General features: G+C 61.1%; 19 protein-coding genes and 1 pseudogene. 8 read left to right on the plus strand and 12 right to left on the minus strand.

All coding sequences use genetic code 11. The features are described 5' to 3' along the window. Positions 1-14: 14 nt before the first annotated feature. A complete protein-coding gene (gene aroA / locus D109_RS0102760) occupies positions 15-1,271 on the minus strand; it encodes a 3-phosphoshikimate 1-carboxyvinyltransferase (protein WP_017475571.1) in 1,257 nt (418 codons plus the stop codon). A gap of 100 nt (positions 1,272-1,371) precedes the next feature. Continuing rightward, complete coding sequence (locus tag D109_RS0102765) at positions 1,372-2,172, minus strand: isocitrate lyase/phosphoenolpyruvate mutase family protein (protein ID WP_017475572.1); 801 nt, start codon at positions 2,170-2,172, stop codon at positions 1,372-1,374. Between the two features lie 351 nt (positions 2,173-2,523). On the opposite strand from D109_RS0102765, the gene D109_RS0102770 reads away from it, so the two are divergent. Beyond that, positions 2,524-3,153, plus strand: coding sequence for a lytic polysaccharide monooxygenase auxiliary activity family 9 protein (locus D109_RS0102770; RefSeq protein WP_017475573.1), 630 nt, complete (start codon positions 2,524-2,526; stop codon positions 3,151-3,153). Positions 3,154-3,300: 147 nt separating this feature from the next. On the opposite strand, the gene D109_RS0102775 is transcribed toward D109_RS0102770, so the two are convergent. From D109_RS0102775 to D109_RS0102795, 5 genes are all read right to left on the minus strand, one after another. Then, entirely contained in the window at positions 3,301-3,855 is a 555-nt protein-coding gene (locus tag D109_RS0102775) for a UPF0149 family protein (protein ID WP_017475574.1), read from the minus strand. An 87-nt stretch (positions 3,856-3,942) separates the two neighbouring features. Further along, complete coding sequence (locus tag D109_RS0102780; RefSeq protein ID WP_017475575.1) at positions 3,943-5,196, minus strand: chloride channel protein; 1,254 nt, start codon at positions 5,194-5,196, stop codon at positions 3,943-3,945. A 114-nt stretch (positions 5,197-5,310) separates the two neighbouring features. Further along, complete coding sequence (locus D109_RS0102785; protein WP_017475576.1) at positions 5,311-5,994, minus strand: anti-sigma factor domain-containing protein; 684 nt, start codon at positions 5,992-5,994, stop codon at positions 5,311-5,313. Further along, the gene (locus D109_RS0102790; protein WP_017475577.1) at positions 5,991-6,518 is read right to left on the minus strand and encodes a sigma-70 family RNA polymerase sigma factor; all 528 of its coding nucleotides are present in this window, start codon (positions 6,516-6,518) and stop codon (positions 5,991-5,993) included. The genes D109_RS0102785 and D109_RS0102790 overlap by 4 nt, the downstream gene beginning before the upstream one ends. Before the next feature lie 70 nt (positions 6,519-6,588). Then, entirely contained in the window at positions 6,589-7,110 is a 522-nt protein-coding gene (locus tag D109_RS0102795) for a DUF3455 domain-containing protein (RefSeq protein WP_017475578.1), read from the minus strand. Positions 7,111-7,246: 136 nt separating this feature from the next. Between D109_RS0102795 and D109_RS0102800 the strand changes: the two genes are divergently transcribed. Together D109_RS0102800 and D109_RS0102805 are read left to right on the plus strand one after the other, a co-directional pair. Then, the gene (locus D109_RS0102800) at positions 7,247-8,026 is read left to right on the plus strand and encodes a class I SAM-dependent methyltransferase (RefSeq protein WP_017475579.1); all 780 of its coding nucleotides are present in this window, start codon (positions 7,247-7,249) and stop codon (positions 8,024-8,026) included. A gap of 82 nt (positions 8,027-8,108) precedes the next feature. Continuing rightward, positions 8,109-8,894: a sulfite exporter TauE/SafE family protein gene (locus D109_RS0102805; protein WP_017475580.1), complete on the plus strand. Its 786-nt coding sequence runs from the start codon at positions 8,109-8,111 to the stop codon at positions 8,892-8,894. Here the strand turns inward: D109_RS0102805 and D109_RS0102810 are convergent. Beyond that, the gene (locus tag D109_RS0102810; protein ID WP_017475581.1) at positions 8,891-10,126 is read right to left on the minus strand and encodes an acyl-CoA dehydrogenase family protein; all 1,236 of its coding nucleotides are present in this window, start codon (positions 10,124-10,126) and stop codon (positions 8,891-8,893) included. The genes D109_RS0102805 and D109_RS0102810 overlap by 4 nt on opposite strands. Positions 10,127-10,389: 263 nt before the next feature. Here D109_RS0102810 and sfnG point away from each other — a divergent pair, with 263 nt between their 5' ends. After that, positions 10,390-11,481, plus strand: coding sequence for a dimethylsulfone monooxygenase SfnG (gene sfnG, locus D109_RS0102815; protein ID WP_017475582.1), 1,092 nt, complete (start codon positions 10,390-10,392; stop codon positions 11,479-11,481). On the opposite strand, the gene D109_RS0102820 is transcribed toward sfnG, so the two are convergent. Next, entirely contained in the window at positions 11,465-12,565 is a 1,101-nt protein-coding gene (locus D109_RS0102820; RefSeq protein ID WP_026077744.1) for a GNAT family N-acetyltransferase/peptidase C39 family protein, read from the minus strand. The two genes, sfnG and D109_RS0102820, sit on opposite strands and share 17 nt — an antisense overlap. 94 nt (positions 12,566-12,659) lie before the next feature. Between D109_RS0102820 and D109_RS0102825 the strand changes: the two genes are divergently transcribed. Together D109_RS0102825 and D109_RS0102830 are read left to right on the plus strand one after the other, a co-directional pair. Further along, positions 12,660-14,246, plus strand: coding sequence for a RimK family protein (locus tag D109_RS0102825; RefSeq protein ID WP_026077745.1), 1,587 nt, complete (start codon positions 12,660-12,662; stop codon positions 14,244-14,246). Between the two features lie 6 nt (positions 14,247-14,252). Continuing rightward, on the plus strand, positions 14,253-15,194 hold the full coding sequence (locus D109_RS0102830) for a magnesium transporter CorA family protein (protein ID WP_017475585.1): 942 nt from the start codon (positions 14,253-14,255) through the stop codon (positions 15,192-15,194). A 135-nt stretch (positions 15,195-15,329) separates the two neighbouring features. On the opposite strand, the gene map is transcribed toward D109_RS0102830, so the two are convergent. Further along, a complete protein-coding gene (gene map, locus D109_RS0102835; protein WP_017475586.1) occupies positions 15,330-16,085 on the minus strand; it encodes a type I methionyl aminopeptidase in 756 nt (251 codons plus the stop codon). Continuing rightward, positions 16,082-16,285, minus strand: coding sequence for a ParD-like family protein (locus tag D109_RS0102840; RefSeq protein ID WP_017475587.1), 204 nt, complete (start codon positions 16,283-16,285; stop codon positions 16,082-16,084). Before D109_RS0102840 ends, map begins: the two co-directional genes overlap by 4 nt. 258 nt (positions 16,286-16,543) lie before the next feature. On the opposite strand from D109_RS0102840, the pseudogene ilvA reads away from it, so the two are divergent. Then, positions 16,544-17,542: pseudogene (gene ilvA, locus D109_RS01000000131680) on the plus strand (threonine ammonia-lyase, biosynthetic); the annotation flags it as partial. A gap of 531 nt (positions 17,543-18,073) precedes the next feature. Then, complete coding sequence (locus D109_RS0102850) at positions 18,074-18,343, plus strand: DUF1652 domain-containing protein (protein WP_017475589.1); 270 nt, start codon at positions 18,074-18,076, stop codon at positions 18,341-18,343. A gap of 90 nt (positions 18,344-18,433) precedes the next feature. Here D109_RS0102850 and D109_RS0102855 read toward each other — a convergent pair whose 3' ends face one another. Then, positions 18,434-18,694 carry a DUF2790 domain-containing protein gene (locus D109_RS0102855; protein ID WP_026077746.1) on the minus strand — a complete coding sequence of 87 codons (261 nt, stop codon included), beginning with the start codon at positions 18,692-18,694 and terminating at the stop codon, positions 18,434-18,436. Positions 18,695-18,733 lie beyond the last annotated feature (39 nt).

Consider the following 18,733-nt stretch of genomic DNA (forward strand, 5'->3'; position numbering starts at 1 on the left):
TCGGCGCCGACGGCTTACCAGGTCAGATGGACCCCAAGGCTTTCCAGCTCTTTCCAGTACTCAGGATAGGTCTTGCCGACGCAGTCCGGGTCTTGAATCCTGATGCCTGAAACCATCAGGCCCGCCAAGGCAAAGCACATGGCGATGCGGTGGTCGGCGTGGGTGTCGATCAGCGCGTTGCACGTGGTGCCCGCCAGGGCCGGATCGCTGGCCACCAGCAAGTCATCACCTTCAATGGTCGCCAGGCCCGGACGGATTTCATTCAGGCCGTCATGCAGTGCCTGCACCCGATCACATTCCTTGACCCGCAGGTTGGCCAGTTCCGTGAAGCGCACCGGCGTGTTGTTGAACGCGGCCAGTACGGCGAGGGTGGGGATTGCGTCCTGCATCTGCGAGCCGATGACTACCGGCTGCATCTGCGGGAACTGTGCGATCACTGCCTGGGCCTTGGCATCGGGCTGGGTGAAATCCTGCGGGGCGACGCCGAGGTCGATGCGGCCGCCGGTCAACACTTCGGCAGCCCACAAATAGGTGGCGGCGGAAGCGTCAGGCTCGATCAGGTAGTCGTGGGCGGTGTAGCCGGTCGCGGCCACGCGCCAGGTGCTTTCATTGACGATGTCCACCTGGGCACCGAAGGCGCGCATGCAGTCCAGGGTCAGGTCGACGTAGCCACGGGCGCCAATGTCCTTGCCGGTCAGGGCCACTTCAATCGGCGCTTCGCCGCACGCCGCCAGCATCAACAGCGCCGACACGTACTGGCTCGACAGGCCGCCGTCGATCTCGAAACGCTTGGCTTGCACGCGACCAGTGCCATGGACGGTCACGGGTGGGCAACCGGTAGGGCTGTCGACCTTGATGCCATTCTGGCCGAGGGTCGCCAGCAGCGGGCCGATCGGGCGTTTTTGCATGTAGGCGTCGCCGTCCAGCACCACGGTGCCTTGCACGGTGGCCACGGCGGCGGTGAGAAAGCGCATCGCCGTGCCGGCGTTGCCGAGGAACAGCGGCTGCGCCGGCAATTGCAGCTTGCCTACGCTGGTGACGACGAACGTGGTGTCATCCGGTTCATCGATCACCACGCCCATCTGCCGCAGGGCTACCGACATGTGGCGGGTGTCATCGCTTTTCAACGCGCCGCTCAAGCGGCTGGTGCCCTTGGCCAGGGCCGCCAGCAGCAGGGCACGGTTGGTAATGGATTTGGAGCCGGGGGGCGCTACCTTGCCGTTCAATGGAAAGTTGGGCGGTGTAACGGTCACGGTTTTCTGCGAACTCAAGGTACAAGGCTCCTGCTTCAAGGCGGGTGGCGTTTGGCGGACACGAATAATCGGCCAAACACGCCACCGTTGTCGAGCAGGGATCGTTGGGACTCACCGGTTATGGCGCCATGCGACCATTCAAGTCGCCGTAGGTGAACGCCTTCAGTTCATGGGTATCGAGCTTCCCGGTTCGCAGGAAGTCTTCGGCCAGGCTGTGCATGGCGCCATACAGGAACTCGGCGATACTTGAGCCCGCCGTCAGCCGACGCACGCCCAGGGCTTGCAGCGTCTCCGGTTCGGGCAGCCCGGCCCAGGCCAGTACGTTGACGGGCAGGGTGGTCGCCTGGCAAAGCTGCCGGATCTCCTGTTCCAGGTGGATACCGGCGGCGAACAGCCCGTCGGCGCCTGCACTTTGATAAAGCGCCGCACGCTTGAGCATTTCCTCAAGGCGCTGTGGCTCTGGGGCCAACCCTTTCAGATACACATCGCTGCGGGCGTTGATAAACAGCTTCACACCACAGCTGTCCGCCACACGACGGGCAACCTCGATCTTGCGGGCCAGCAGTTCAGGGGTGCCGGCACCGTCCTCGATATTGACGCCGACGGCGCCCGCGTCGATTACGGCCTTGATCACCCGGCCCACGTGCTCCGGGTCGTCGGAATAACCGGCCTCGATGTCCACGCTCAGCGGCACGTCAATCACCCGGGCGATGGATTGCACGGTGCTGACCAGCAGCGGCAGCGGCAGCTGATTGCCATCCTTGTAGCCGTGGGTCCAGGCAACGGCCGCGCTGCTGGTGGCGACGGCCTGGCTGCCCAGTTGTGCCACCAGGCGCGCACCGCCGGCATCGGCGACGTTGGGCAGGATCAACAATTGAGCGTGGTGCAAGGCGTGGAAAGCGCTGGCGTGGGCAGTCATGGCGGGTCAGTCCTTTGGGTGGGCTTTGCTGTTGAAGGCGCCTGTCATATCAAGAATCGACCCGGCATCGCAATCGTTAAACCAACACTGGTCGACATTTCCGACGTTGATGTCGATTGAGCGAACGATGACGGCCTCAAGCCCAGTGTTCACGGACGGCCGCTGTAGTCCGATCGCCTGTTGCAGGGTAGGACCGACGACAGACCCGGTGCAGGACCGCTGCGAAAACTCCGCAAAACAAGGGCGTGACGCGATTTGTCTGACAGAACCGTCCGGTAGACAACCCGGCCGGGTGGGCTAAGTTCAGGGCGCTTCCCATGACGGGAGGTCTTCAATCAAGGAGTGACTGAAATGAACAAACCCCAGACCCAACTCAAGCATGGTCGCGTCGTGACACCCGCCAGCCGTGGCTCGGTGGCGGTAGAACGCGGGCTGCTGGAAGGCTGGCAAGTCAACGAAATGGAAGGCGGCAAGAACTTCCCGGCCCTCAACGCCGGCCCGTTTCCGGCGCCTTACGAAACCGACGATCAGAGCGTCACGCCCCCCGCCGACGGGCACATCCTCAGCGGCGGCAAGACCGATGCCCGCGACTGCGTGAACTTCACCGACGAAGAAATGGGTAAAAAGCTCAACACCCCGTTTAACTGGCCGTTACTGAATGTTGAAGCCGGCCAGGTGTTCAAGGTGCAGTGGGCTTACACCGCCGCGCACGTCACCCGTGGCTATCGCTGGTTGATCACCAAGGACGGCTGGGACCCCAAGCAGCGCATCAGCCGCGCTCAGCTGGAGCCCAAGCCTTTCTTCGAGGACTTCTATACCCAGGTGCCGTATTACCAGCACTCGGCGGAACTGAAGGCCAAGGTTGAACATCAGGTGACATTGCCCAAGGGCAAGAAGGGCCGGCATGTGCTGGTGTTGATGTGGATCGTGGCCAACACCGGCAATGCGTTCTATCAGGCGTTTGACGTCGATTTCAACTAGCGGCAACTGAACCTGGAGGCAAAACAAAATGTGGCGAGGGAGCTTGCTCCCGCTGGGCTGCGGAGCAGCCCTGAAAATCAGGGGCGCTTCGCACCCCAGCGGGAGCAAGCTCCCTCGCCACAGGTGTTGCATTCAGCACACGCTCAATCAGCGCTGGGCCAACCAGTAGTCGTGCAACGCGCGGGCGGCCGGTTCGATAGTGGCTACCCGTTGTTGATGGGCATCAACATCCAGGTCTGCCGGCAGTTCGAAGTTGTCCTGCTCGGCGCACCAGGAAATCTTCTCCAGTTGCCCGGCCTGTTCGGCGGGCAGCTCTGGCCAGTTGCCAATGGCGGCGCCACGGATATAGCCAAAGCACCATTCTTCCGCCAGGGTCAGTGGCTGGTCCTGGTGCTCGGTTTCTTCGAAGCGCGCTTTGAAACCTTGGGCATCGGTCGCCAGTTGCGTGGCAATGGCGTTCATATGGCGCACGCACAGTTCAAGAAACTGCCCGGCTTCTTCCGGGCTTTCCCAATCCGGGTTCTGCCCACCAAAGATACCGGGAAACCATTCGGCAACCTCCACCTGCGTGGGGCTTGAAACCAGCGCGGTGAAGTAGCCGTCAAGCTCGGCCAGGTTCAGCACCGAATGGTCGTCGCCGTACTTGAGCAGGGTTTCGTCGATGAATTCGAAATCGGCGGGGGCGAGGGGTTGGTCGTGCATGGGCATATCCTTTGTGCGTAGAACGCCGCTGGTGGGGCGGCTTAAAGCGCGGAGGATGGCGCGTGTCGGGGTTTTAATCCAGCTTCTTCAACGCCTTTCCCACAGGACGCACAGTTTGCTCATGCACATCGAACCCGCCACCGCGAGAATGATCGGCACCAGGAAGTCATGGTCGATGCGGGTGAATTCCGCCACCAGCACAATCGCCGTCAACGGCATGCTCATGCTCGATGCCAGGAATGCCGCCGCACCAATGATCGCGAACGCCCCCAGCGGTACGCCGGGCCACAGCAGGTTCCACGCGCCACCGAGGATGATCGCGAGCAACGCGCCGTTGGCCAGCGCCGGGGTCAGCAGGCCGCCTTCGGCACCGGCGCGCAGGCTGCTGGCGGTGATCAGTACCTTGACCACCAGCAGCACGGCGGCCAGGGCGATGGTCAGCTCGTTGTCGAAGCCCAACTGCGCCGGGCCTTTGCCGTTGCCGAGGATTTGCGGCAGGAAAATCGCCAGGCCACCGATGATGGTGAAGTTGATCAACGACAGCACCGGCAGCCGCCAGCCACGGGCGGCGTTGCTGCGGGCTGCGCCGGTCAGGCGGGTGAACCCATAGGCGGCCAACCCAAACACCGGCCCGCAGGCCAGCGCCCAGGCGATCAAGCCAGGGCTGAGCACAAAGTGCGGCACCACGTATTGCGCCTCTGCCCCCAGGCCGATCCAGGCCACTGACGCGCCGATAGCCGAGGTGGCCAAGGCAATCACCGCCGCCGGCCAACTGAACACGCCCACCAACACTTCGAGCACAAACACCGCGCCGCCCAACGGCACGTTGTACACCGCCGCCAGCCCGGCACCCGCGCCGCAGGCGACGATCAGCCGATGCAGGTCCGGCGCCAGGCGCGCCCGTTGTGACAACCAGGTGGCGGCCAGCGCGCCGACTTCCCGTGGCGCCACTTCACGGCCCAAGGGCGAGCCGAGGGCCACGGTGATGATTTGCAGCACGGCGTGGGCGAGGGTGGTCTTGGGCGGCATGATCGGCGCCTCGGCCGAGACCGCTTGCTTGATGCTCACCAACGGGCGGCCATAGCGGTAGATCAACCACCAACCCACGCCGGCCACCAGGCCGCAGGTGATCAGCACCAACACCCGGCGTTCGGGGGCGGCGGCGCTGACGCCGAGCAGAAAGGTTTCATGGCTGATCAGGCTGTCGAGGCTGTAGCCGTAAGCCAGATGCTGGATGCCGTGCAACAGCAAGGCGAGGAGCATGCCGCCCAGGCCGGCGCCGATGCCGGTGAAGATGACGACGAGGGCGAGAATCAGCAGCGAACGGGTTTTTGAGGGCATGAAGGGTCCAGGGAGCCGGGTTTTCGAGCCCGATTCTATAGCGCAATGGTGACGCCATAGCCCCGAGATGTAATGCCAGTGCACGAACTGGCCTTCCACAACATTGCATTACGTTCAGATTACTTTAACCGCCCGGCCAATTGCCTGAATCGGACCTGTCGGCTTGCCGGTTTTCGAGCCACCCGGGTTTTCCAGGGTCAGCTCAAACAGCTGGTTCGGCGCCAGTGGCGGGAGTTTGTCCAGCGGCACAGACAACGTCTGCCCAGGCTTGACCAAACCCAGCGACACCGGGCCTTGCCAGTCTTCGCCCTTGGTCCAGAACTGCAAGGTCTTGTCTGCCGGTACTTCCATCACGCCCAGTGGAATCAGCTGGATTTCCTGAGTATTGCTCGCCTGGATCACCCAGCCCGGCGCCTGGTTCTGCGGGGCCACCAGCACCACCACATAAGCGGTCGGGTGGATGACCGCCGTACGGGTCAGGAGCAGCGTCGCCAATACCAGGCTTGCCACGATGCCGGCACCGGCCAGCCCACGCCACAGGGCCAGCCGGTTCCACCACGAGACGGGCGAACCGTGAGTGGCCGAATGCCCCAGGCTGCGTTCGATGCGTCGCCATAAATACACAGAAGGCGTTGCGGGCGGGGCCTGTTCGGTCAATGGCAACAGGTGCTGCTCCCAGGCGTCCACCGCTGCGCGTAACGCGGTGTCAGTTGCCAGGCGCTGTTCCACCTCGGCACGCTGCTCGGCGGGCAAGGTGCCCAGCACATATTCGCTGGCCAGTTCGTCGATGCTGTTCATGCCATGCACTCACGCAATGCCGCGAGGCTGCGTTTGATCCACGCTTTCACGGTGCCCAGCGGGGTACCGAGTTTTTGCGCGATTTCGCTGTGGGAATAACCGTCTACATACGCATGCAGGATGCAATTGCGGCGGGCCGGGTCGAGTTGTTCGAGGCAGCTGTAGATGCGCCCCGAGCGCGCCTGATAGTCGAAGGTGTCGGTGTGTTCTGCGCGTTCATGCTCTTCGCTGAGGGGCACTTCGCGGCCACTGCTGCGCACAGCATTCAGCGCCAGATGCCGGGTCACGCTGTACACCCAGCCGCGGGCCGAGCCTTTGTGCGGGTCAAAGCTGGCGGCACCCTTCCAGACCTTGATAAAGGCGTCATGCACGATGTCTTCGGCCACGGCCTTGTCGCGCACGATGCGCAAGGCCACTCCCAGCAGCCGGGAGCTTTCCTGTTGGTACAGCCCGCGCAAGGCCGGTTGTTCGCCACGGGCGCAGGCCAACAGGCAGGCTTCATAGTCAAAATCGGCTTCAGGCAAAGACAGGTTTCCAGGTGGAGGCCCCGGCGGTGAGCCCGGGGCGCTTTGGCAGCAGCGTAGCCGAGTTTGGTTAATTGGCCGCCCAGAAAATGTAGTCGGCCTGGTACTTCACCACTGCCTGCTGGCCCTTGTTGGCCGCAGTGCATTCGGTGCTGGGCGCCACGCCACCCTTGAGGGCGACCCGCTGAATGTAGGCGACGCCACTCATCGCGCCCTTGCCTTCGGCGGGGTTGGCCTTGACCAGTTGATAGGGCAGGTTGCCGGGGCTGGACGGCGCCACCGCCAACTGGGTGCCGGTGACTTTCGAACCGTCCTTGGCCTGCCAGGTGGCTGGCGGGCCGAAGTAGCTGCCGACCTGCTGGCCACTGCGGTCATTGAGCACGGCCTTGGGCCCGACAAAAAACCATTCGGTCTGGCCGGCAGCGTTGGCCTTGTCCCGGCATTCATAAGTGATTTCACCGACTCCAGTGGTTTCCATCGCCACCTTGTGACCGTCCGGCACTTTGATGCTGTCGGGTAAACCGGTCTGGGCAAAGGCGGTCGGTGCAGCGGCAAACAGGCAGGTCACGCAGAACAGGGCTTTGGCGTTCATCGGTGTCTCTCCTTAAGGGCAGCAAGGCGCTGCTACCGGTACTACCCACGGCACGTGCAAACGGATGCAGCGATTAGAAAATAAATCGGTAAGGGCGCACACTATGGCCCCCGCACTACCAGAGGAGAGATTGGCAATGACCGGTGTTCACACGTCTGCTCAACAGGGTTTCTCTACTCAGGCCGTCACCTACGCCCAAGGCCGACCGGACTATCCACGGCAACTCACGGGCTGGCTGACCGACGCCCTGCACATCAATTCCCACTCCACAGTCATCGACCTGGGCGCCGGCACCGGCAAGTTCACCCGTTTGCTCAGTACCGTGGCGCCGACATTGATTGCGGTCGAGCCGGTGGAGGCGATGGGCGCGCAGTTGAGAAAACTGCTGCCGAACGTGCGCCTGCTGTCGGGCACCGCCGAAGCCATTCCGCTTGAGGCGGCAACCGCCGATGCGCTGGTGTGTGCCCAAGCGTTCCACTGGTTTTCCACGGAAGCGGCCCTGGCTGAAATTCACCGGGTGCTCAAGCCGGACGGTCGCCTGGGGTTGATCTGGAACGTGCGGGACGAGTCGGTGGACTGGGTCGCGGCGATCACCGAAATCATCACGCCTTACGAGGGTGACACCCCGCGCTTTCACACCGGACGTTGGCGCGAGGCGTTTACCGGCGAGTATTTTTCCGCCCCCGAGATGACCTGCTTCCCCTACAGCCACGTGGGCAGCCCTCAGGAAGTGATCATGGATCGCTTCCTCTCCGTGAGCTTTATCGCGGCATTGCCGGAGGCGGAAAAGGCGCTGGTCACCGAGCAGTTGCAGTCGCTGATCAACACCCATCCGGCCTTGCGTGGCCGTGAGACTGTCGCATTCCCGTACCAAACCCAGGCCTATCGCAGCCAGCGACTGACGAAAAAAGCATAAAGTCAGATCGTATTGATATAAGTCGTTATAAGAAAAATCGCTATGCTGCGGCCAGAATTTTATAAGGCCGCAGGTAGTGGTAATGGATGTAGGTAATTTTGGTTTCTCGATTGCTGGCCTGATTGTTGGATTTATCGTGGGAATGACCGGTGTCGGCGGTGGCTCGTTGATGACGCCGATCCTGCTCTGGTTCGGCATCAACCCGGCCACCGCCGTGGGCACCGACCTGTTGTATGCCGCCATCACCAAGTCGGGTGGGGTGCTGGTTCACAGCAAGAATCGCAACATCGACTGGACCATCACCGGCTGGCTGACCCTGGGCAGCGTGCCTGCGGTGTTGCTGACCTTGTGGTTCCTCAAGAACCTGGACACCGACCCCGCCGCCTTGAACGCGGTGATCAAGCAGTCCCTGGGCGTGGTGTTGCTGCTGACGGCCACGGCAATCCTGTTCAAGAACAAGCTGCTGGCCTTCGCCCAGCGGCATGCCGGCGACGACTACAAAATGGCGCCGCGCAACCTCAACGCGCTGACCATCGTCACCGGCGCGATCCTCGGCACCATGGTGGCCCTGACCTCCATCGGCGCCGGCGCCCTGGGCACCGTGGCGCTGTTTATCCTGTACCCGTTCCTGGCCACCAAGCGCCTGGTGGGCACCGAAATCGCCCACGCCGTACCGCTGACCCTGGTCGCCGGCCTCGGCCACGCGAGCATGGGCAACATGGACTGGACCCTGCTGGGCTTCCTGTTGCTGGGCTCGCTGCCGGGGATTTATGTCGGCAGCCACATGGCCGGCAAGGTCCCGGACGGGATATTGCGGCCTTGCCTGGCGTTCATGCTGGTGATGATCGGCTTCAAACTGACGTTTTAACGCGCCGGCCCATTGCCGATCTGCCACACAAAAGGCGGCTCGGCGCCATTGATTACCCAGTCGCCGACAATCCGCGCCTTGTAGATCACCGGGTTGTGGGACGACACCGTGCGTGCATTGCGCCAGTGCCGATCAAGGGCTTTGCCCTGGCGCACATCCGACGCCCCCAGCGCGTTGAACAGTTCAGTGGTGGCACGCTGGATCAGTTCCGAGACTACCACCTGCGCCGTGGCTGATTCGATTTCCGCGGCGACATTGGCTTCGCGCTCCACCGCATCATCCCCACCGAACCTTGCCACGTAGGCCCGCTGCGCCGGGACGGTTGCCTTCAGTGCGCTGGCTTCGGCGGCGTACACCAGTGCCGCGACTTCGCCCACCACTTGCTGAATCTGCGTATCCTGGCTCACATGGGCTGCATTGCCGTGGCTGTAGATCCGCTTGCGGCTGCGCACCTGATGCGCCACATCCTTGAGGGCCGCGCGGCCGATGCCGGCCAGGGTGGCGAGCAGGACCAACTGGTAGAACGCGGTCTGGTATTTGAAGCGGGTGGCAAAGTCGATGACGTTTTCCGCCTCCACCACCGCGTCGGTAAAGCGCGAGGTGCCGCTGCCGGTGGTGCGCTGGCCAAAGCCGTCCCAGTCATCGCTTTGCACCACCCCAGGCTGGCGGGTGCGGGTGGCGGCAATCACGTCGCCGCCGGTGTCGCTGCGTTGGGCGTAGACGTCGATCCAGTCGGAAAACAGGCTGCCGGTGCTGTAGAACTTCTCACCGTTGAGTTTCCATTTATCGCCGTCGGGGCTGACTTTAGTGACGACATCGCCGATGGCCACACTGCCGATTTCGGTCCAGGCGCAGCCGACGATGTCGCCGTCGACAAAGCGTTTGAACCAGATGTCCCGCGCCGCGCCGGGTGCGGCATTCAGGCGGTCTTCGGCAAACGCAAAGTGCCCGCGCAGGGCCTGGGGCACGTTGGAGTCGGCCTCGGCGAGCTCGATCAGCAGTTCAAACAGCTGGGGCAGGGAGGCGCCGCCGCCGCCGTATTCCACGGGCACCCGCACGGCGCCAAAGCCGGCTTGCTTGAGCCACTGGATCGGCTCGTAGGGTAGGGCGCGGGTTTGTTCGCGTTCTACGGCACCCTCGGCGATGCGCTGGAAAATCGGCCGGAAGCGTTCGGCCAGGGTATGGTAATCGACGCCGGTGGACAGTGGATTGATCACGTGCTGTTCGGTCATGGGGACGGCTCCTGGGCAGTTGGACAGTGGAGCTATTGCACGGTCCATGCCGGGTGCCAATGGCCCTGTTTGCGGGCGCGGGGCAGATTCAACTGTTGCTGCGGCAACAGCAAAACGACAAACCAGTGCAATCCGTGACACTTTCCCGCAAGTCGCCTTTTGCCCATTTCAACGCGCCAGGCCCCTTGGTCCGGGCCTCTCACCGGCACTGGCACACTTGCTGCTCCCTACCTTGCACATGTCAATCCGCGAGGTACAGTCCGATGAGTCAGCAAGCCGTCAAATTTGCCTACTGGGTGCCCAACGTCAGCGGAGGGCTGGTGGTCAGCAAGATCGAACAGCGCACCCACTGGGGCATCGACTACAACCGCAAACTGGCGCAGTTGGCCGAGGAAGCCGGCTTCGAATATGCCCTCACGCAGATTCGCTTCACCGCCGGCTATGGCGCCGAATACCAGCATGAGTCTGTTGCGTTCAGCCATGCGTTGCTGGCGGCCACCACCAAACTCAAGGTGATTGCGGCGATCCTGCCCGGCCCTTGGCAACCTGCGCTGGCGGCCAAGCAACTGGCAACCATCGACCAACTCACCAACGGCCGCGTGGCCGTCAACATTGTCAGCGGCTGGTTCAAGGGTGAGTTCCAGGCCATCGGCGAACACTGGCTGGAGCACGACGAGCGTTATCGCCGCTCCGAGGAATTTATCCGCGCTTTGAAAGGCATCTGGACCCAGGACAACTTCACCTTCCGCGGTGATTTCTACCGCTTCGACAATTACAGCCTCAAGCCCAAGCCACTGGGCGAACCGCACCCGGAAATCTTCCAGGGCGGCAGTTCACGGGCCGCGCGGGACATGGCCGCACGGGTGTCAGACTGGTACTTCACCAACGGCAACACCCCGGAAGGCATCAAGGCTCAGGTGGACGATATTCGTGCCAAGGCCGCTGCCAACCACCACTCGGTGAAAGTTGGCGTCAACGCGTTTGTGATTGCCCGCGACACCGAGGAAGAAGCCCGCGCCGTGCTCGCGCAAATCATCGAGCAGGCCGACCCGGAAGCCGTCAACGCATTTGGCGATGCGGCAAAGCAGGCGGGCAAGGCATCACCGGAAGGTGAGGGCAACTGGGCCAAGTCGACCTTTGAGGACCTGGTGCAATACAACGACGGCTTCAAGACCAACCTGATCGGTACCCCGCAACAGATTGCCGAGCGCATCGTCGCCTTGAAAGCGGTCGGCGTGGATCTGGTGCTGGCGGGCTTCCTGCACTTCCAGGAAGAAGTCGAGTATTTCGGCCAGCGCGTGCTGCCGCTGGTGCGCGAGCTGGAAGCCAAGGCCGGGATCAAGCAAGTCGCCTGAACACCACCACCGCCGCCCGCAATTTGTTATTGCCGAACCGGCACATTCGCTCGAACTCCCCGTGGCTGACCGGCAGGTGCTGGCAGTCCATGGGTTGGCGATGCTGGCTGTGATCCACGTCCGGGTCGTGCAGGTACACGAAGTCTTCGTCGCAGTCGGTGACGATCACCCAATGGGGCGATTTGGAGCGGGTCAGCCGGTAGCTGCTGATCAACACCAGTGGCTGCCCGCCGTCGCGCAGCACCTGGGGTAGATCCAGCGGGCCGCCGAGCACTTGTTCTACGTCGCTTAAGGCCAACTCTTCCTCGAAGGCGTCATGCACCAAACGCATGACGTCTTTTTTATGCTGATCACGCACCCCGTCGAGAAATAACGGCCCGCTGACGTTGACCTGCATGCGCACCCGAAAGCCCCGGCGCCAGGCGGCGAGTGCCAGGCCTTGGGGGCTGCAACCGCCATGGCCGGCGGTCATGAACACGGTGGTTGCTTCGCGCCAGATCTGCAGCTCTTCCCGGCGCTGGGCCACCCGCGCAGGTTCCAGGGCGCCCATGGCCATCAGCAGGCTGGCGGCGCCACAGGTGAAGTCGGTGGTTTGCTGGTAATAGGGCACGCTCAAGGCGCGCGCGTCCTGGTGCTGGAGGATGCGTTTCTCCAGGCGCAGGGCGGGGGCATGGTCTTCGTAGTAGTCGTTGACCAGGGCAAAGCGCCGATAGCCGTTGCGCTCGTACAGGGCGATGGCGCCGGGGTTGTCGGTGCGCACTTCGAGGCGCAGGTAGGCGCAGTCATGTTCCACCGCACAGGCTTCGATGCGCGTCAGCAGTTGCTTGCCCAAGCCCAGGCCCCGGGAGGACTCGGCGATGGCGATGGAATACAGGCGCGCCAAGGAGGTGCCACGGTGGAACAGCACCAGGGCGTAGCCCAGCAAATCGTCACCTTTTTCCGCCACCAGCAATTGCCCGTGGGCGCGGCTGACCATCCACTGGAAGCTGCGGGTGGAGAGCCGGTCCGTGGTGAAACAGTGCTGTTCCAATGCCACCAATGCAGGCACGTCATCGGGTGTTGCAACGCGAAAGGAAAGAGCCATGTGACCGCCGTAAAAGTTACGTAACGAAACGGGACTTCTCTAAAAGATCGTGCTTAATAGAAAAGGTCTAGTTCTCTAAAGCGGATCAATCAATATGTCAGCGGTACAAGGTCATTGGCGTGAAGTATCCGAGCAAACAGTGGCGGCGACAATAACTTCCAGCGGTTATTTTTCCAGCCCTCCCAAGAGTGCAAGTCAAGTCGTGATTATTGTCGAGCGCAAGGAAGACTGGGCGTCGTACTTCCCCAGCGAAGACATCGTCACCGCCCAGGAATACCTTGAGCAAACCCGGGAAAACGACACGGGCAAGCGGGTGCAGGTGATCAACCTGTGCCGCAGCTACAAGTACCTGGGGCACGGCTACTACTGCTCGCTGCTGGCCGAGGCGCGGGGCCACAAGGTGATTCCGTCGGTGCGCACCATCAGCGAACTGACGAAAAAGTCCCTGTACGGCCTGGCCCTGGATGACCTGGATAAAACCCTCGACAAAGCCTTGAGTCACCATCTCTACAGCAATACCGAAGGCTTTACCCTGACACTTTACTTTGGCCGAACCAATATTGAACCCTTGCAGGATTTGGCGCGCCAGTTATTTGAAGCCTTCCCTTGTCCAATCCTGTTAGTTGAGTTTCGCAAGAATAACGGCTGGCACATCGAAGGCATCAAGTCTGGGGTATTGCACAAGTTGCGGGATGACCAGGAAGATCAATTTGCCAATGCGCTGGATAACTTCAGCCGCAAGATCTGGCGTCAACCACGCTCCCGACGGTTGGCCCGCTATGACCTGGCGATCTTGCACGACCCGCAGGAACAACTGCCGCCATCCAACGCCCGCGCTCTCGACAATTTCGTACGGGTGGGCAAGGGGCTGGGCATCGATGTGGAACTGATCGAACGCAAGGACTACGCCCGCTTGGCCGAATACGACGCCTTGCTGATCCGCGAGACCACCAGCGTCGATAACCACACCTACCGCTTCGCCAAAAAAGCCGAGAGCGAAGGGCTGGTGGTGATGGACGACCCGGCGTCGATCCTGCGCTGCACCAACAAGGTCTACCTCACCGACCTGCTGAAAAGTCATCAACTGGGCATGCCCGCCACCGAAATTCTCTACAAGGAGCGACCCGAAGATTTCGAACGGGTGGGGGAGCGCCTCGGCTTCCCGCTGGTGCTGAAGATTCCCGACGGGTGTTTCTCCCGCGGCGTGATCAAGGTCGAAAGCCAGCAAGCGCTGCTGACCGCCACCGCCGAATTGTTCGAGCATTCTGTGTTGCTGCTGGCCCAGGAATTTTTCTACACCGAGTACGACTGGCGCATCGGCGTACTCAACCGCAAACCGATCTTTGCCTGCCAGTACTTCATGTCCAAGGGCCATTGGCAGATCTACAACCACAAGGCCATCGGCCAGGACATCAACGGCGAGTGCCGCACCCTGGCGGTCCACGAAGCCCCCAAGGCGGTGGTGGAACTGGCGGTAAAAACCGCCAACCTGATCGGCGACGGCCTGTACGGCGTCGACCTCAAGCAATCCGGCGACAAGGTGGTGGTGATCGAGGTCAACGACAACCCCAACATGGACGCCGGTATCGAAGATGCCTACCTGCAAGACGACTTGTATTCCCTGGTACTGGAAGAGTTCGTACGACGCCTGGAGTTGAAGCGTCAAGGCCAGGTGTGGTGACGCGCGATGATCCAGCGCTTTGAATTAACCGATGGCAAGTTGTACAACAGCCTGGGGGACGGCGGGGATGTCTTGCTGTTCAGCAACCCTGACCCCCACGAGCGCAAGTACCTGCGCGACTGCTACAAGCTCGATGAACACGCCCTGGCCTCGGCGCTGGACCCGGACGAAGTGTCGCGCATCGAGTTCCACCCCGATAACCTGTTCCTGATCTGGAAGCGTCCGGAGAACTATTCCGGTGGCGGCAACCTGGTGTTTGAAGTGGCGTCCTGCGGCCTGCTGTTCTCCGGAGACCAGTTGCTGGTGATCGCCACCGACGACAGCCAACTCTCCGGGCTGGGTTCACGCCGGCCGCTACGCACGCCACTGGATGTGTTGCTGGACTTGCTGCTCAACAACATCCATCACTACCTCGGTCACCTGAAGGTGATCAAGATGGTCGCCCGGGAATTGCAGCAGCAGTTCAATGCATCGATGAGCAATCGCCACCTGATGCAGATGTTCAACCTCAGCGAAAGCCTGATCTATTACATCAACGCCCTGCACAGCAACGGCGCGGTGCTGACGCGCCTGCGCAACCATGGGGAAAAGGAGCATTTCAGTGCCGAGACCCTGGGCCTGATCGATGACCTGATCATCGAAAACAACCAGTGCTACAAGCAGGCGGAGATTTACTCCAACGTGTTCTCCGGGCTGATCGATGCCCGGGGCAACCTGATGAACAACAGCATGAACAACCTGCTGCGCAAGCTGACGTTGATCAACGTGGTGTTCCTGCCGCTGAACCTGATTGCGAGCGTGGGCGGTATGTCGGAATTCAGCATGATGACGGCGGGGACGCCGTGGTGGATTTCGTACCCATTGTTCATGACGGCGATGGGGCTGGGAGCGGGGTTGATGGTGTTGGGGTTGAAGCGGATTGCGGGGAGTGGCGACAAAGCAGTTTGACTAAGATCTTGAATATCACTGAGGTCTAAATGTGGGAGCGGGCTTGCTCGCGAAAGCGTTGGATCAGTCGCTGTAGATGGCGACTGTCACAGCGCTTTCGCGAGCAAGCCCGCTCCCACAGGGGATATGCGCCATTCAGACGTCCGGCTGTAACGTCAACACCTCAAACCCATCCCGCGTCACCGCCACGGTATGTTCCCACTGCGCCGACAAGCTGTTATCCCGCGTCACCACCGTCCAGCCATCCTTCAAGCTGCGCACCTTGGCGCTGCCCTGGTTGAGCATTGGCTCAATGGTGAACACCATGCCTTCGCGCAGTTCCATTCCGGTACCGGGGCGGCCGAAGTGCAGGATCTGCGGGTCTTCGTGCATCTCGCGGCCAATGCCATGGCCGCAATATTCACGCACAACGCTATAGCCGTTGCTCTGGGCATGGCTCTGGATGGCGTAGCCGATATCCCCCAGGCGCGCGCCGGGCTTGACCTGGCGGATGCCGGCCCACATGGCTTCAAAGGTCATTTCCACCAGGCGCCGGGCCTTGGGCGCGACGTTGCCGATCATGTACATCTTGCTGGAGTCGGCGATATAGCCGCCTTTTTCCAGGGTGATGTCGATGTTGACGATGTCGCCGTCCTTGAGCACGTCCTTGGCGCTGGGCATGCCATGGCACACCACCTCGTTGATGGAGGTGTTGATGCAGAAGGGGTAGTCGTATTGCCCCAGGCTCGCCGGGCGCGATTGCAGGTCATTGCGGATGAAGGCTTCGACGGCGCTGTCGATCTCCAGGGTCGACTGGCCGGCGGCGACAAAGCCGTCAAGCATGGTAAACACCTGGGCCAACAGACGGCCGGATTCGCGCATCACCTCGAGTTGTTCCGCCGTCTTGATCATTGCGCGCGCCCCCGGATCAGGTCGGGTTTGTCCAGCAACAGTTTGTTGATCAGGTCGTTATAGGCCAGGTGTGGATTGAGCTCGGCGAGCAGGCCGATCTTGATCCAGAACTCGGCCTGAGCGTTGATGGAACGGTCCATGGTGGCGCTGGCCAGACGGAGTTGTTCGTGCAATTGGTCGGTGATCTTGACGATGCCCATGAGCTTCACTGTTTAGAATTGATATACAAAGCGTATACGTTTCGTATGCCACGCGTAAAGCTTGGCGTTTCGTCATTGACTTGCCCGATGGCGCCGGTTAATTTTGATTCATGAGATTTCAAACCTTTCGTTGCCAGCCAAGCATTATTACCGCCATTCCTCATTTGGCGGGATAGCGCACGGCTGCACCCAAACCCGCCCTAGAGGCGGGTTTTGTTTTTCCGTCTCCAGGGCCTTGTAAACACCCAGGAGACATCCATGAGTACCTGCCCGGCGAGCCAGCCCCAAGATTCGGGATTGCTTGAGCACTACGTGAAGAAAATCCTGGCCGCCCCGGTCTACGACCTGGCGGTGCGCACGCCGTTACAGGTGGCGCCGGCGCTGTCGGCATTGCTGGGCAATCAGATCCTGCTCAAGCGCGAAGACCTGCAACCGACCTTTTCCTTCAAGATCCGTGGCGCCTACAACAAGTTGGTGCAGCTCAGTGCCGCGCAAAAGGCCCGGGGCGTGATTACCGCGTCGGCGGGCAATCATGCCCAGGGCGTGGCATTGGCGGCGCGGGAGCTGGGGATCAGGGCGACGATCGTCATGCCCTGCAGCACCCCCGAACTGAAGGTGTTGGGGGTGCGCTCCCGAGGCGGCGAGGCGGTGTTGCATGGGGCGAGCTTTCCGTTTGCCCTGGCCCATGCGTTGCAACTGGCCGAGGCCACGGGCAGTACCTTTGTCTCGCCCTTTGACGACCCGGATGTGATTGCCGGGCAGGGCACGGTGGGGATGGAAGTGCTGCGCCAACAGCAAGGGCCGCTGGACGCGATCTTCGTCCCGGTGGGCGGCGGCGGGTTGATCGCCGGTATCGCCGCCTACGTGAAATACCTGCGCCCCGAAGTGCGCATCATCGGCGTCGAGCCCGAAGGCTCCAGTTGCCTGCTGGCAGCCTTGCGCGCGGGGAGTCGAGTGGTGCTGCCGAGTGTCGACAGCTTTGCCGATGGCACGGCCGTGGCCCAGATCGGCGCCTACGGTTTTGAAGTCTGTCGGCACCATGTGGATGAAGTGATCACCGTCAGCAATGACGAACTGTGCAGTGCCATCAAGCTGATCTACGACGATACGCGATCAATTACTGAGCCTTCAGGTGCCCTGGCGGTGGCGGGTATCCGCAAGCATGTGGCAAAGACCGGCATCCAGGGGCAAACATGGGTGGCGATCAACTCGGGGGCCAATATCAACTTCGATAGTTTGCGGCATGTTGCTGAACGAGTGGCCGCCCAGGCAGGTTAAACGTTTAATCTAACGAATGTTTAATTTAGTTACATTCACCCGTTTGGATCGCCGCTATTAAGGTGGGGAAAGTTTTTTGCGGGCACTTATAACGAGCCGTCTTTCAATTTGCATGACGCCAACGCAGGCTCGTTGCAAGACGCATGAACCAGCGGGCGTATTATTTTCCGAAAGCCCCGATTTTCATGGCGCGCGCAGCTGTGCGTCCGGCGGCACGTTTAATGCTTTATAAGATCCTGTTACAACTCTGAATGAGCAATAAACACAGCGGTTAATACCCCGAACGGATGGGGTAATAGCGGTCTGCCACGTAACTTATATAAGTAATGTGGTCGCTTATGAGGAAAGGATCCAACGCATCTCAAGCGAGCCTAGTAGGCTGGGTAAGTGAAGCCGTCTGCCAAGGCTGGTCAGGCGCAAACGACGAGCGTGTCACCGCGTTCGCCAGCAGTATGAATTACGAATATTGATAACAATCGATTGGCAATCTCATAAAAGGAGAGGTCGGCCATGCTTTCGGATCTGGAATTACGCGGCATTATTGAAGGAAGTTTTCTGCCTAAGCGCTGTGAAGTCACCAAGGCGTCAGACGCCTCGCTGACGGTGAAGGTCTATCATGAGATCGACCATGACCGGGTCGACCTGGTGGTCACCGGCATTTGCGCCAACAAACTCGACAGCAGTCGGGCGATCTGCAACTTGATTACTGAGTTGCGCGAAGACCTCAAGCACACCCATGCCCCGGCCCTCAAACGAGCCGGCGCGCGTCCTTACTATTAAACGGACGGCTGAGTTTCACTCAGCGAAGACCAGCGGGCCTGGATCAATACCAGGCCCTATGCCATTACCGTAATCACATCGTACATTGGGTCAATTCTGCCAGTCGCAGGCGTCTGACAGTTTGCGATAGCCCACGTCCTGGACTTTCCCTTGGCTGTCCACAAACTTGATATCGGCCTTGATCACTTTGCATTCATTGGTATCGGTTTCGTGCATGGCAAGTACCTTCTGCACATCCATCTTCTCGCCGTAGTGATAAGGCGTGACGACAGGTGCTGTGTCAGCCTGCGCCATCCCCGTTACAGCCGTCAGGGCCAGTGCAGCACCGAGCATTAACGTACGCAGTTTCATGGTGTTTCTCCGCAAGTCGTTCGCAGGCTCATCAACGTG

Source organism: Pseudomonas sp. PAMC 26793, from assembly GCF_000313235.1.
Lineage (GTDB): Bacteria > Pseudomonadota > Gammaproteobacteria > Pseudomonadales > Pseudomonadaceae > Aquipseudomonas > Aquipseudomonas yamanorum.